The sequence below is a fragment of the Desulfitobacterium chlororespirans DSM 11544 genome, from assembly GCF_900143285.1.
GTDB classification, from domain to species: domain Bacteria; phylum Bacillota; class Desulfitobacteriia; order Desulfitobacteriales; family Desulfitobacteriaceae; genus Desulfitobacterium; species Desulfitobacterium chlororespirans.
Genome location: NZ_FRDN01000010.1, coordinates 210,389 through 225,931 on the forward strand (window position 1 = coordinate 210,389; position 15,543 = coordinate 225,931).

Consider the following 15,543-nt stretch of genomic DNA (forward strand, 5'->3'; position numbering starts at 1 on the left):
GGGGGCACTTCACCTCCTTTTTCCTAATAACCCGCTCACTCCCCTTTCCTGATGTACATACACATAGTATCAATGCAATTCTCATGCCATGTGAAAAACTTCCCTTGTTTCCGTATCTTTGAGAAAGCTTGGGACATATGTCTGGTAATCTGAAAAACGGTGTCCCAATTTGGTGTCAAGTGTCCTACTTCTCATCACGATCTTTCCTAAGTTCGAACTTTTGCACCTTGCCGCTGGGAGTCCGGGGGAGCTGATCCACAAATTCGTAGAACTCCGGCACTTTGTACTTTGCCATGCGTTCAAGCAGCCATTGCCGGATTTCCTCCGCAGCCAACCCCTTCTGCCGGGGTACAATATACGCTTTAACCCGCTGTCCCAGGCATTGATCAGGCACACCGATCACGGCTACCTCGGCCACCAGGGGATGCTCTTCAAGCACAATTTCAATCTGGCGGGGATAGATGTTCTCACCCCCGCGTACGATCATGTCCCCTTTGCGGTCTGTAATATATAGATAGCCCTCATCGTCAAAATGACCAATATCACCTGTATGTAAAAACCCATCTCTCAGAACTTCCGCAGTTTGTTCAGGTTGATTCAAATACCCTGACATCAGGCAATCGCCTTTAATGCATACTTCCCCATCAACATTATTCGGCAGGAGCCTGCCCTCTGAATCTATAATTTCGATAACTTCTTCAGGATGAACCATTCCACAGGAGCCTTCTTTGTAACGCCCTAAGGCCGGCTCCGTACTATTGCCCCCACATCCTTCAGTAAGTCCATAACCCACCAGAAAATCAATAGTGTACTTTTCCTTAAACCCACGACGAGTAGCTAAAGAAAGTGGCGCTCCCCCGGTAAAGGCGTAGCGGATTTTCACTTTGGATAAGTCGATATGGGAGGGGTCAATCTTATTTAAAATATAGTCAAACATGGTGGGCACACCCATAATTACTGTGATTCCATAGTGCATAACCGTAGGCCAAAAATCGTTGGGTGAAAATTTCCTGCGGATGCAAAGGGCCTGACCGGCGAAACTCAGCGGGTAAGTAAAGACACACAAGGGATTGGTATGAAACATAGGCAGCATCAGCAGCATCACATCATTCCCTTTGATATAGCCCATTTGGTTGAAGTTGCGGCATTGCGACAGTTGCGCTCGGTTGGATAATAAGACACCTTTGGGCTTTCCGGTTGTACCGGATGAGTATAATAATAAAAAGGGATCATCAAGGCTTTGCTTCACCAGACATTCGTCAAAAGGATATTTGTTGAGAATATCTGTTAAATTTGTTTTGATTTCCAGCGCCTGATGATTGGCCTGGGTTATTACCTCAACCACAGAGGGCTTTGTATCAGTGTTCCTTAGTCCCTTTGTCAATTCATCCATGAAATCGCTGCCCACAAAGACAACTTTGGGCTTGGCATCATTCAGAACATAAGCAATTTCCGGGCCCTTTAAGCAATAATTTATGGTTAAAGCTATCGCTCCCAACTTTTGGGCGCCCCACATGGTGTAGTAAATTTCGGGGGAATTCTGGATCATGACTCCCACAATGTCCCCCTTGCGCACACCTGATTCTTTGAGAAAATTGGCGACCTGGTTCGCCCGGTCATTGGTATTTTTATAGGTTAATATCTGATCATAATAATATACATGGGTTGCTTCCGGTATTTCATTCGCTCGTACAGTGAGCATTTGGGCTATACTCTCAAATTCCAAACGTCTTCCTTTTAGGTGAGACTGTGCCTCCAGTGACATGGTTGGCATTTTAGGCCTCATTGAATAGTTGCCTCCTTAGCTTTGGATGTTATCCGCGTGAAATAACGAGGCTTACCCTGAAAGAAGTATAATGTCAAAAATGAGTATATTTTCACATATTCAGTCGAATTTTATCTCTTCATATCGGAGCATTGGCTATTGGAATTTTATGATCAAATGTGCTTCTCTCTGCCATGAATAGAAGCATCCATCTGTTCATGGCAGAGAATCTATTCTAACCCTCATCTACTTTTATCTGAATGGAAAACGTGGTCCGGGTCTAGTGGCTTTTTCCTGCATCGCACCGCTCAAGCGTGAAAAGCAGCCCAAGGATTTTGCTTTAAGGCAAAATACGGATTTAAGCGAGCAGGTAAGCAATCTTCGCGAAAAGACTGCAGCGGAGTCGGGTTGGAAACAGGACGTTTCCAACCAGCTATGAGAACAAAGTGCGAAAGCAGTGCTTTCGAGGAGCCGATTTAGGCACGAAACCCGGGCGAGGGTTTCGCCCAAGCCGCCTGCCACATAGGATGACTTAGCGGCGCAGGTGGACCCGACAGAGCGGAGGTCTTGAGCGATTAGATTGCTCCGCGCAGCTTACGGAGTGAACGCCGAAAGCAAAATCCTGGAGAATCAGCTTTTAAGGGCTGGATCAGCCGCCGATAGTTTGTCCGCCATCCAGAAGGATATAGGTACCGGTCATATAACTGAAGCTGTCTGAAACCATGGCCAGCACAGGGCCAGCCACCTCTTCGACAGAACCTAGCCTGCGCACAGGAGTTCTCTTTTCCATCTTGGCCTTAATCTCCGGATCAGCAAAAATATCCTGATTCAACTCAGTAATAACATAGCCGGGACAAACTGCATTGACTGTGATCCCATAACGGGCCCACTCGTTGGCCATAGTCTTCGTCAGGCTCAAAACGCCCGCCTTAGAAGCACCATAGGGAGCGACACTCTTTCCGCCGATAAGCCCCCCTACTGAAGCGATGTTAACAATCCTTCCCCCTTTTCCTTGTTTGGCGATCTGAGCCGCCACAGCCTGAGCAAACTGAAACACCCCTTTGAGGTTGGTGTTGATAACATTCATAAAATCTTCTTCGGTCTGATCCAACAGAGCGGCTGTCTTTCCGCTGATACCGGCATTATTAATAAGGATATCAATTTTCCCGAAAGCCTCAACGGTTTGGGCCACGACCCGATCAATATCGTTTTTATTTGAAGAATCTGCAGCAATCCCCAGGCATTTTACCCCGTAAAGAGTCTCAATATCTTTTGCTATTCTTTCACAGTCAGCAGGGGTACGGCTGGTAATAGCTAAGTCACATCCATACATAGCAAAAGTAGCTGCGACAGCATAACCGATTCCTTTTGTTCCCCCTGTAACAATAGCTACTTTACCGGTCAAATCAAAGCTGGGTTTTCCTATTTCTTTAGCCATTTTAACATCTCCTTTTAATTTTTTGCACTCAACCCTTAAGTTATGGTTTTGTTATTTCTTATCGGCCTGAGTTTTCTTGAACTTTTCAAGCATCGCTCTGGGGGTTACCGTGGGGCGTTCGTAGCGAGGGCACTTCACCCCTTCCAATCTAAGTGCCAGCTCCCATACGTGCTTCCCTCCTTTATTAAATAGAACGCTCGCTCTATATGTAATGAGAAAAAAAGAACTTATTGTTCAAATTCAGACTATCACAAATCGATTTCAGCGTCAATATTAATCGAATAACTTTTGAATCGGAATGCTCCCTCCGCTTCCAAAACTTATGGCCTGCCGATAAGCTTCTCTAATAGCATCGCTGATCTTTCCCGGTTTGGATGCATCACCGATCAGTACCAGATTGCCGATAGCTCCTTTTAATTCATGATACAGACTGTTCGTTGGCTTCGCTCCTACAGCAAGCACAACAGTATCCGCCGGAACATAGACCTGTCCCCCGTCTATTTCCAAGTTGACTCCTTCTTCAGCAATGGAGATTGCTTTCGCCCCTTTCATTATTTTAACATGATGCTGTTTAAGGCGCGCCAAAACTGACCAGCGTGTGCTCGGTCCAATATCCTTGCCGATGGAATTGCTCATTTCCACTAAGGTAATTTTTTTGCATCCATGGGTGAGCAGATGATATAGCTCATCGGGAGTCTCCGCTCTATAAAGCATAAGATGCCGCAGAGCCGCAGAATCCAGGGTGCCGATCTCCGCCAGCGTCAAGGCTGTCTCCACACCTACCGCGCCTCCACCCACGATGATGACATTTGAGCCCACTTCCGCCCGGTTTTTTAATACCTCCCAAGCCTGGACTACCCTTGCTTCCTTCTCAGCGGGAATCTTAGGATCAAGGGGGCCGGCTCCTGTGGCGACAACAACCCGTGTAAAATCCCCTTCTTCAACCTTTTTTATAATATCTTCTTTCCCAGCTGTTACCTGGTAATTGATGAGGACGCCCTGCTTTGCACAGGCACAGGTCAGATAATTTATTAACTCAGCCAAATCATGCCGCCCAGGGATTGCCGAAGCCATAAGGATTTGACCACCCGGTTGACTGCCCTGCTCCCAAATCGTTACACTATGGCCGCGGGCCGAGGCAACCCGGGCATACTCCAAGCCCGCTGCTCCTGCACCAATAACCAGTATTTTCTCAGGATGGGCTGTTTTCACCTGGGTTGGCAGGTATGCGCCCTGTGCAAGCTCGGATTCTCTTCCCGCTTCTGCGTTGCCTAAACATTCAACCGCCGTATGTGTCATTATCCGATCTAAGCAGCTCTGATTGCAGGCCACACAAGGGCGAATCTCGTCAATTCTTCCTTGCTGTGCCTTATTGGGCAGCTCCGGGTCGGCGATCAGGGGACGGGCCATGGCAATGAAATCCGCACCGCCCTCAAGGAGAATTTTCTCCCCCACTGCAATGTTCATCCGGTTGCTCATGATGACGGGAATGGATACAGCCTCTTTAATTCCCCGTCCCAAATAGCTGTAGCCGCCCCGGGGCACTTCCATGGTAATCTGAGGAACCTGTGCTTCGTGCCAGCCTCCTGTAATGCTTAGGGCATCCACGCCGACCTTTTCCAGTTCCCCAGCGATCCTACGAGCTTCAGAATTCGTATTTCCCCCTTCCATAAAGTCATGGCCGCCAAGCCGGACTGTAAGAGGAAAATTCTTTCCTACGGCCTCCCGAACTGCAGCGATGATTTCCAAAAGAAAGGTCATTCTTGCATAGAGATCTCCATTGTAGCCATCTGTTCGTTGGTTGGTAAGCGGAGACAGAAATTGACCAATCAGGTAGCCCGAATTGGTGCAGAGCTCCACACCGTCGAATCCGGCTTGAAGTGCTCGTTTAGCCCCTGCCGCATAGTAAGCTGTCAAGGCTTTGATCTCTGACAGGGTAAGCTCCCGAGGGGTCTCCCCTGTGTATCCTGAAGCCACCGCTGATGGCGCTACAGCCTCCATTCCCTTATATTCCCGGGACCGTGCGTAACGGCCTTGATGCAATAACTGAGCAAAAATTTTACTTCCTTCCTCATGAACCGCATCGGTTAAACGCTGTAAGCCGGGAAGACAGGTATCATCATACATATTGACCATGTCATAATCGGTTTTACGAATTGGATCGATTTGAACGGCTCCTAAGCAAATCAGCCCTACTCCACCCCGGGCACGCAACCGGAAGAACTCAACCATTCTGTCGGTGACGAAACCTTTATCGCAGTAACCCAAGGCCATAGGAGCCATCACCAGGCGATTTTTCAGTTCTACCCGGCCGATTCTCCCCGGTGAGAATAAATTGAGCGGCATGCCTGTTCCTCCTTCCTTAAGCCACCTTTTGGGGAGAGGAGATAGAAGAAAATCAGGGTTTTTCCACTAGATCTGAGAGGCCTACTCCTTTGAGAACAAAATCCAGGATACCACGATTGATTTCCTCCTTGGATTTTTCACTTACAGTCCATCCTTTAAGTGCCTCAAAAGCTACCGTATACGCGAGTATACTGGCCAAAACCTCCAGATCGGCATGAAGAGGCCGTTCTTTATCGACTTCGATTAAGAGTTCGTGGTATTTGCGAATTGTGGATTCCTTCTCCATTTTTAAAACTTCTTTTAGATAGTCTTTTTGGAGATACTTGGTCTCAGTGGAAATAAATTGGATAAGTTTACGGTTTTCGTAAACAAAGAACAGATTGGCCTTGATAAAAGTAATAAGTTTTTCCGTTGGGGAAACACACTTATCAATATTCTGATTGCGGATGAACTCATCGGAAATCTTGTGAAAGTGCTTATGGACAAGATATAATACGTCATCTTTGGAAGAGATATAATGATAGAGCTGCCCCATCGACATATTGCAGGCCTCGGCAATCTCACGGATCGACGTCGGGTGAAATCCCTGAGTAAAGAAGAGCTTGCAGGCACTTTCGACAATTTGCATATGCTTGCTCTCGATTAATCCTTCATCTTTTGCCGAAGAAATTGCATGAGTTTTCACAAGGGGACTGAACACTTTATTATCCGTAACTATTCCCTCCTTTTTAAGGATTACAGTGGATACTTCAGTACGAGTGTGCCAATAAGGCTTCTTTAACGTTCAAAATACAAGATATCCTGACCTTTGTCAAGTATTGCAAAGATTTCCATAGGTATTAAATCCACTTAACAATAAGTTCGGCTGGATCCACAACCTGGATGAGCTGCTCCAAATTCTGTTGCTCTTTTATGCCATCCTCCAACATGGTAATGCAGTAAGGACAGTTGGCTCCAATGGCTTGGGGCTCTTTGGCAAGCGCTTGCTCCACCCGCATATCATTGATCCTCTCGCCGAGATGCTCTTCCATCCACATCCGACCACCACCGGCACCGCAACAAAAACTCTTGTCATGGTGACGGTCCATTTCCAGCAATTGCACTCCGGGCACTTTGCTGAATACTTCCCGTGGTGCCGTGTACTCTTGCTGGTAACGCCCCAGGTAACAGGAATCGTGATAGACGATTTTTAGCGGTTCGCTGACCGGATCTTGCTTGAGTTTTAACTTACCGCTGCTGAGCAGCTCGTTAATGAACTGGGTATGATGAATTACTTCGTAATGTCCACCGAATTCCGGATATTCGTTTCTCAGAGTGTTAAGACAGTGGGGGCAGGTTGTCATGATTTTCTTGACATTATAGCCGTTCAATAACCCGACATTCTCAGCCACTAAGGATTGATAGAGATATTCATTCCCGGCACGACGGGCAAACTCACCGCAACACTTTTCTTCCGCTCCCAAGATGGCAAAATTAACATTGGCTGCTTGAAGTATCTTCGCCAGAGCTGTCGAGACTTTGCGGGCCCGGTTATCAAAGGACCCTGCACACCCAACGAAGAAGAGATATTCTGCATCCTCTGCTTCGCTCATGGGCTTTATATTGAGTTCCGCTGCCCATTCGTCCCGTTTATTCCAGCCGACACCCCAGGGATTGGAGTTGTTTTCAATGTTGCGGAAGGTGGTTTGCAGCTCCGGTGAAAAATTACCTTCCATGGTCACAAGATAGCGGCGTAAATCGATGATTTTATTCACATGTTCATTGGAAACAGGGCATTGTACCTGGCAGGACATGCAGGTGGTACAAGACCATAAAACATCCTCGGTGACGACATCATTGATTAAACTCTGTTGAAGGATGGCTGCATCCTCGGGATGGGTTTGTGCGATTTCGGCGATGGCTTCTGCCGACTCCTCTCCGGTGGACTTTAAGCCATACTTCTGCATGACTTCCCCTTTCTCTAAGAGGTGGTGCTTTAAGGTGCGGCTCAGCAATTCTTTGGGATTCAAGGGCTTGCCGGAAAGGTTTGCCGGACAATTATCCATGCAGCGTCCGCACTCACCGCAAGCGAAACAATCCAATAACTCATTCCAGGTATAGCCTTCAATGCGTGAAACGCCAAATTCTTCGCTGGTTTCATCTTCAAGGTCCAGTTTTTTCATCTGCCCGCCAATGGGTTTTAGGGAAGCAAAGTAGGCATTAAAGGGGGCGGCAATGAGATGTAAGTGCTTGGAATTCGGTATATAGACTAAGAAGGCCAGCAGGATCACCGTATGAAACCACCAAACCCCATCCCTTATCCCGACCAGGGCGGATTCACTCAGTCCACTGAGCAAGGCTGCCACCGACCTGTACACCGGATCGAGTGAATAAGCGACATTATGGGGTTCCAAAACATATTTAGCCCCTGTGGATATCCATTCTGTAAGAATGACCAGCATAATGAACAATACCACTAAAAAGGCTTCCATAGTGCGGTATAAACGCTGGGGGCGAACAATCCATCTTCGGATCAGCCCGATAATTAAACCGACAAACACTAACGCGGCCAAAACATCTTTGACAAGGAAGAAATAGGGATTAGTACTTAAAAAGGGTATGGGATAGCGGGGGAATAATCCTTCAAAGATGAAGGGGATTTCTCCCAGGCAAATAAAGATAAATCCCCAGAAAATGAAGAAGTGCACGATGCCGTAAGGTTCTTTAATCATTTTGCTTTGCAACAAGATTTTGCTCACGAAATTCTTCCAGCGTACACCGGGTTGAGCAAAGGGTTCGTCTTGCGCGCCTAACAACACTATGTTCAGTTTTTTGCGGAAGGCTGCAGTAAAGCCGTAGCCTGCTGCACACGCTAACACAAAAAACACAATCAGCCATGATAATCGCATGGGGGAAAACCTCCTCTTCTTTATACTCCATCAAGGGATAGTCCGGGTTTTTACCATTAACTGAAACAGCGAAGCCGTTCACACTTCGCTGTTTAATTGACTAACATGGTGTCAGCGGTTGACAAGTTTTTTAAACTCCTCTTTCAACAAAGGCACAACTTGGAACATATCTCCGACAATTCCGTAGTCTGCTGCCTTGAATATAGTCGCCTCCGGATCTTTGTTGATAGCTACGATCACTTGGGAAGAATTCATACCGGCCAGGTGCTGAATCGCTCCGGAAATTCCACAGGCAATATAGAGTGTGGGGGCTACGGTATTCCCGGTTTGCCCCACTTGATACTTAATGTCGATCCAACCTGCGTCAACGGCAGCCCGGGATGCTCCTACCGCTCCACCCACGACGTCGGCCAACTCTTCTAAAAGGGTAAATCCTTCAGCATTTTTCGCTCCGCGTCCCCCGGCTACGATCACATTGGCTTCGACTAAATCAGGACGCTTGGATGCGGCCATCACAATATCCTTAACGATAGCCCGTAAATCATCAGCATCGATTTGAGCATTTTCCCTGATCACCTCTGCCTGGCGAGTGGCATCCGGCTCACTGACTGCGAAGGAATTCGGGCGAATCGTGGCAATAATTGGGGTTGAGATGACTTTAACCTGGGCAAAAGCCCTGCCCGTATAGATGGCGTGATTCAAGGTAAGCAATGCTGTCGGATCATATTCCATAGCAATACAATCTTCCACCATTCCCACTCCGAGACGTTGAGCGAGGCGGGGCGCCAAATCTCGCCCCAACGTCGAATGTCCCAGTAAAAGTGCTTTGGGCTCATGATCGCGAATCAGCTTATTCAAGACAGAAGTATAGGAACCTGTGGTGTAATTGGCCAATTGGGCATCATCGACAAGGATTACCTTATTGGCCCCATAGGGTATCACTGTATTCACCAGGGCTTCTACTCCCTGCCCGATCAGTACGGCAACCACTTCTTCTCCGGCTTGGTCCGCAACGTCTCTGGCTTTGCTCATAATTTCCAGGGAAGCTTTGCGTATCTTCATATTGCTCTGTTCTATATAAACCCAAATCCCTTTTGCCATTTCTTAACTCCTCCTCTTACAGTACTTTCTTCTCTGCGGAGAGTATTCTCGCTAATTCACCGGCTGCTTCTGCAGGTTCCCCCTGAATCATGTATCCGGCCCGGCGGGCAGCAGGCAGGGTTATTTTTTCGATTTGAATTTGGGTTCCCACACTTGAAGCATCTATCCCTAAGTCAGGCAGTTTAAATGTCTTAAGTTCTTTCTTTTTCGCTTTCATAATTCCGGGTACGGAGGGGTATCGAGGTTCATTGAGACCTTGCTGGGCTGCGATGACTGCCGGGAGTGGTAATTCAAGCAGCTCTTTACCTCCGTCAATTTCCCGGAGGGTTGTTGCCTTCATTCCATCAATATCCAGCTTAGTGACCATATTGGCGCAAGGGAGCTTCAGTCTTTCGGCGAGACGTTGGGCTGTTTGTACGGAGCCGGTATCCACATTGGCTATACCGGTCAGGATAATATCGTAGTTGAGGGTGGAAATATATTGGGCCAGAGCTTCAACATTGCTTTGATCATCTGCTTCCGCAAGAGCCGGATCATCGATCAACGCCGCCCGGTCGGCTCCCATAGCCAATGCGGTACGAATGGCTTCAGGGGTACGATTATTCCCAATAGCGAGGACAACAACTTCCCCGCCATGTTTCTCTTTGAGGCGGATTCCTTCTTCCACTGCATACTCATCATCGGGGTTGATAACGAAGGTCACTCCTGTTGGGTCGATTTTACCATCTTTAAGAACAACTAAAGCTTCGGTATCAAAGGTCTGCTTGAGACACACTACGATATTCATTCTACTTCCCCCTTGTTGATCAAGCGTTTTGCGTTTTAAACATCGCGAAGCCCCCGCTTGTTAAGTCACTGGCATCGATAAATCTCAAAATACAACTTTACAGCGGAGGCTTCCCTTTCTCCTTATACTACTATTGCCAACTGTAGCACAGGCTTTATGTCGTTTCTTGCGGGGTATTGACCTGAGTCTTCTTAAATTTATCCAGCATAGCCCGCGGAGTTACTGTTGGCCGCTCGTAACGGGGGCACTTCACACCTTCAAAACCGGCAAGGTATTTGGCAATATCTTTTAAGGGCTCCAGATCATAACGGCTCATCATGGTAATGGTCTCCATGAGCGGAGATCCACCCCCATGGACTCCGGCGACGGCTTGGGCGGATTCAAAGGCATCACAAAGCTTATCCTCCATCATCCGCATGACACGGTGGGTCTCTTCTGCGGTGTAGTCAGGGTTACGCATGATGTACTTGTTGCAAAGCTCGGCTGTCTCCGGAGCGAAGAAGGATTCCTCAGTGGGAAGAGAAGCGCAGATTCCTCCCGTCAGGTCAGCCAAAGTCTCATACTCATGGTAAATTTTTTGTCCTGCCAGTTTCCGGCCTGCATTGGTGAGGATTTCATCCGGTACCCAAGATCCGTTAGGAAACTTCACGGCACGCAAAGCGGATGCTTGACCTGCTGCAAAGACCAGTTCAGCCGTACTGATGATTTCACAGACTTTCTCCCGTACGTGATGTTCTTTGGCGATATCATTCACATCTGCAACCAGGGCTGCCTGAGCTCCGATAACTTCCGATACCGCTGTCTTGCATCCGGTATAAGAATGTCTGTGGAAATGAGCGAACATGAGTGCCAAATAACCCGCATACTGAACGACATCGGGATGATCAAAGCCATTCATGAATACCCGATCTTCAGGAACAAACACATCATCAAAAATTGTCAGCGATTCCACATCACCGACTTTATTAAAGGGAGCCTCAAGGTGTTTTCTCTTATGATGCTGGCCGGGAAGTGCCATAAGCTTAATGCCGTCCCAGTCAGCCGGTAAGGCAAAGGCTATGGCATACCCCTCATCGCCCTTGCCCATAAACTTAGTTGGGTTAACAATGATCTCATCCACGTAAGGAGCATTAGAGTTACATATTTTGGCACCACGAACAATGATCCCTTTACAGGGCTTTCCGTCAACGCCAATGCCGTCCACATCAGTCTTGATAACATGGACAAACTGATCCGGGTCAGGCTGCATATGTGCTCTCTTATACTTAGGATTGCGTGAACCTTTAACGTCAGTCTGAGCACAATTGCAAATAAGATCATTTTCCTGGCAGTATAGAAGATACTTGTTAAAACGCTCTTGGTAGTTGGTTCCGCAAGCCTCATCACAATCATAAGTAACAACGGCAAGAGCGTTCAAGGCGTCTGAACCCATACAACGCTGGGTGCAGCCACCTACATGATGGCAAAGGAGTCTGGTCATCATTTGTTTATTGAGCAAGTCTTCTCTGGACTGATGAATATGGGTGAACCGATTGATCTTTTCTCCGGTAAGATGAGAAGTAGCGGTACAGACATCTGCATATTCCGGATCATTGGCAAGATCGTAGTTCTGCTTCATAACATAGCAGCCGCCATCAATCCAGCTACCCGACCGATCAACCTTCTGACCATTTAAGTAGACATTGGGTTTCATTTTAAGTAGTCTTTCCCGATAAGCTTCGTAAGTGCCAACTCCCATTTTAAAATCCTCCCATACTATAATTTAATTGATTGAACGCTCGCTCTATATCAGAATGAGAAAAAAAGAACTTACGTTCATGTTTTAAGCCTATCATATCTTTTTTTTAGCGTCAAGATCATTTAAATATATATTTACTTATATATTTATTAAAGATTTTGGGTGAACATACCCCATGAGAAGTTATACACAGGCAACTTAAAACCACTACGAAGTGGTCCATTAACTTGACCATCTACATGCATGTCGGAGAAGAGTTTATATATGGACACAGACCAAATTCCCAAACGCGTTTGGGAATTTGGTCTGCCTGGTCTAACTTGGCTCAATAAAAAACAAAGGATCAATTAAATTCTCCCACTTTAATACCCACAATGCTATCGACGGTTCTTCCCTTCGTTTCAACAATTAAAAACACTGAAACCAGTACACAAATGATTGCCGGAATAGCAAACATCTTCATTGTATTGCTGAAATCAAGGCCGAGCTGTTGAACATAACCTACGATTAACGGGCTGAGAAATCCTGCGATTCGCCCAAATGACTGAGCCCAGGAGACACCGGTATTTCTAAATTCGGTGGGATATATTTCAGTCATGAGGGGCAATGCTCCGCCATTGGCATATTGCATGCAAACACCAACCAACACCGCAATAATAAGTACCGGCCATTTGCCTGTAACAGATCCTAACAGGAAAATTGCTGCGGCCGTAAATAGAAAACTATAAATAACATTTTTTCTGCGTCCAATAATATCTGCCACAAAACCGGTTGCGAACCCGCCAATCGAGCCGACAAGATTTTGCAAAATAGAGAACGAATATCCCAGAACCAAACCATATCCTCTTTCAACAAGAAGGGTTGGCATCCAGCTTGTTACCCCATAAATAATAAACATGCTCATGAAGTAAAGAAGCCAGACACCGATCGTTGCTTTGACATAACCTGAAGAAAAAAGAGCAGTTACGCCCACTTTTTTAGGGGGAGCCGGTAAGACTATACTGCCTGGAAGCCATTCACTGGACTTACCTGTCGCTACTTTCTCCATGCGTTTAATTATTTCTATGGCTTCTGCTTCACGCCCCTTGCCTATAAGCCATGCCATAGATTCGGGCAATTTATATAGAATAAATATGGCGTAAAGGGCAGGCAATCCTCCGATCAGAAAACACACTCTCCACCCATATGCAGGAACCACGTTAAGGGCCACAATCCCACCAAGCACCCATCCCCAGCCATAAAAACACAAGGTGGCGGCTGTAAAAAAGCCTCTGTTTTTCGTTGGGAAATTCTCGGATGCCAGTGTTATTGCGACCGGTATACAGGCACCAATGCCAATCCCGCTTATTATCCTGAGCATAGCAAAGACAGCAAAACTTGGCGCAAAATAAATGGGGAAGGTTAACAAGGAGTAAAAAGCTACAAAGAAAGCAAGGGTCTTTTTTCTGCCAAAACGATCGGAACACATCCCGGCGATTACTCCCCCTATCACCACACCAAGCATGCTCCAGGAAGCAAGGCTTCCTGTTTGAACCTTGGTTAACCCCCATTCCTGAGCCATCTGCGGCATTGTATAAGTAACGATGATGTAGTCATAACCATCAAACACCAATGCGAGACCCACCAATATCCAGATTGTCCACGTATATTTCGTAACTCCTAATCGATCGATAATGGCAGAAATCGTAGTCTTAGTCATCTATTTATCGCCCCCTATATTTTTTTATGGTCACTGCTTGACACTGTCTGATAATCACTCCCCTCAAGTGACGTATTGCACATGACTGAATAAAGAGACTCGCACACAGAATTTACAAGGCAGCCTCATTGAGCGAGCGCTCTACCTAAATAAATTACTTTATTATATCATACTATCCCCTACCTGTACCGTAAATTTTTTCTATCTTTGCAATTTTCCTAGATAGCCTCGATCAAGAGGGGAAACGGAAGCAAAAAAGCTGAACGACCGGTCACCACACTCGGTCTTCAGCTTTTTTCTTCATGGAACAGAGCCCTTCTCTTTACTTTATCACTTGGTGAGAATTTCCCTGAGCATGGTATTGACCACGCCTGGATTAGCCTGGCCCTTGGTAGCCTTCATGACCTGGCCTACCAAAAAGCCGATAGCCTGTTCTTTGCCGGCTTGGAAATCCTCCACCGATTTGGGATTTTTGGCGATAATGTCCGTGAGTATCCGGGTCAGCTGTCCCGCGTCGGAGATCTGCACCAGACCCTTCTCCTTGACGATGTCCTCCGGTTCTTTGCCCTCCTTAAACATCAGCTCGAAAACCTCTTTGCCGACTTTATTGCTGATGGTCCCCTTCTTGATCAGTTCAAGCAGCTTGGCCAGCCCGTCCGGAGTAACCCTGGCTTCACTCAGCTCCATGGCCTGAGCGTTCAGGAGCCGCAGGAGTTCGCCCATAATCCAATTGCTGATCAATTTGGCATCGGGGAATTTCTTCAGGGCCGCGTCAAAGAATTCGGCCAAGGCCAGTGAACTGGTGATGATTCCCGCGTCATAAGCCGGCAATCCATGCTCTTCCACAAGCCGTTTCCGGCGGGCATCCGGCAATTCGGGAAGGGCGGCCCTGACTTCTTCAATCCACTCCGCTGTCAGCTCGATCTGGGGGAGCTCCGGATCGATGAAGCATCTGTAATCCGGGTTCTCCTTATTGCGCATGGATAAGGTGATGCCCTTGTTCTCATCCCAGCCCCGTGTTTCCTGAATAACGGCCTCCCCGTCCTCCAGAACAGCAATCTGCCTTGCCACTTCATACTCAATAGCCCGCTGTACAGCCCGGAAGGAATTCATATTTTTAACCTCTGTCTTGGTGCCCAGAGCGGTGGTCCCTGCCGGACGCACCGAAACATTGGCATCACAGCGCAGGGAACCCTGCTCCATCTTCACATCGGAAACACCGGTGTATTCCAGGATGGCCTTCAGCTTCTCAAGATAGGCTTTAGCCTCCGTCCCGGAACGGATTTCCGGTTCCGATACGATCTCAATCAGGGGGATGCCGGAGCGGTTATAGTCCACACACGACGAATGGGAGGTGGTTATGGAGCCCCCTGAGTGCACCAGCTTGCCCGGATCTTCTTCGATATGAGCTCTGGTGATGTGAATTCGTTTCTGCTCTCCATCCACCTCAATATCCAGATACCCCTTAGCGGCGATCGGCCGGAATACCTGGGAAATCTGATAGCCTTTGGGCAGGTCGGGATAATAGTAGTTTTTTCTGTCAAACCAGGTGGTGAGGCCGATTTGGCAATTTAAAGCGAGTCCGGCCTTCGTGGCCAGCTCCACAACGGTCTTATTTAAAACCCCCGCGCTGCCGGGCAGTCCCAGGCAAACGGGGCATACTTGAGTATTGGGCTCTTTCCCGAATTCAGTAGAACAGCCACAGAACAATTTAGACTGGGTTTTTAACTCGACATGAACCTCTAAACCAATGACTGCTTCATATGTACTCATTTTGACCC

At 47.3% G+C, this 15,543-nt stretch carries 10 protein-coding genes; all 10 read right to left on the minus strand.

Annotated elements, in window-relative coordinates:
• Nucleotides 1–184: 184 nt before the first annotated feature.
• The 10 genes from BUA14_RS16875 to gatB all read right to left on the minus strand — a co-directional run bounded on the left by BUA14_RS16875 (nt 185) and on the right by gatB (nt 15,535).
• The gene (locus tag BUA14_RS16875; protein ID WP_072773679.1) at nt 185–1,786 is read right to left on the minus strand and encodes a class I adenylate-forming enzyme family protein; all 1,602 of its coding nucleotides are present in this window, start codon (nt 1,784–1,786) and stop codon (nt 185–187) included.
• A gap of 628 nt (nt 1,787–2,414) precedes the next feature.
• Nucleotides 2,415–3,203, minus strand: coding sequence for an SDR family NAD(P)-dependent oxidoreductase (locus BUA14_RS16885; RefSeq protein ID WP_072773681.1), 789 nt, complete (start codon nt 3,201–3,203; stop codon nt 2,415–2,417).
• A gap of 273 nt (nt 3,204–3,476) precedes the next feature.
• A complete protein-coding gene (locus BUA14_RS16890; protein WP_072773682.1) occupies nt 3,477–5,549 on the minus strand; it encodes an oxidoreductase in 2,073 nt (690 codons plus the stop codon).
• Nucleotides 5,550–5,601: 52 nt separating this feature from the next.
• Nucleotides 5,602–6,177, minus strand: a complete 576-nt coding sequence (locus BUA14_RS16895; protein ID WP_242954677.1) for a TetR/AcrR family transcriptional regulator — start codon at nt 6,175–6,177, stop codon at nt 5,602–5,604.
• A gap of 211 nt (nt 6,178–6,388) precedes the next feature.
• Nucleotides 6,389–8,437 carry a heterodisulfide reductase-related iron-sulfur binding cluster gene (locus BUA14_RS16900; RefSeq protein ID WP_072773683.1) on the minus strand — a complete coding sequence of 683 codons (2,049 nt, stop codon included), beginning with the start codon at nt 8,435–8,437 and terminating at the stop codon, nt 6,389–6,391.
• A 111-nt stretch (nt 8,438–8,548) separates the two neighbouring features.
• Nucleotides 8,549–9,538 carry an electron transfer flavoprotein subunit alpha/FixB family protein gene (locus tag BUA14_RS16905; protein ID WP_072773684.1) on the minus strand — a complete coding sequence of 330 codons (990 nt, stop codon included), beginning with the start codon at nt 9,536–9,538 and terminating at the stop codon, nt 8,549–8,551.
• Between the two features lie 16 nt (nt 9,539–9,554).
• The gene (locus tag BUA14_RS16910; RefSeq protein ID WP_072773685.1) at nt 9,555–10,325 is read right to left on the minus strand and encodes an electron transfer flavoprotein subunit beta/FixA family protein; all 771 of its coding nucleotides are present in this window, start codon (nt 10,323–10,325) and stop codon (nt 9,555–9,557) included.
• 154 nt (nt 10,326–10,479) lie between these two features.
• Nucleotides 10,480–12,063 (minus strand): 4-hydroxyphenylacetate 3-hydroxylase family protein, encoded by a 1,584-nt coding sequence (locus BUA14_RS16915; protein WP_072773686.1) that lies wholly within the window; start codon nt 12,061–12,063, stop codon nt 10,480–10,482.
• A 343-nt stretch (nt 12,064–12,406) separates the two neighbouring features.
• The gene (locus BUA14_RS16920; protein ID WP_072773687.1) at nt 12,407–13,762 is read right to left on the minus strand and encodes an MFS transporter; all 1,356 of its coding nucleotides are present in this window, start codon (nt 13,760–13,762) and stop codon (nt 12,407–12,409) included.
• Between the two features lie 330 nt (nt 13,763–14,092).
• Nucleotides 14,093–15,535, minus strand: a complete 1,443-nt coding sequence (gene gatB, locus BUA14_RS16925) for an Asp-tRNA(Asn)/Glu-tRNA(Gln) amidotransferase subunit GatB (protein ID WP_072773688.1) — start codon at nt 15,533–15,535, stop codon at nt 14,093–14,095.
• Nucleotides 15,536–15,543: the final 8 nt, after the last annotated feature.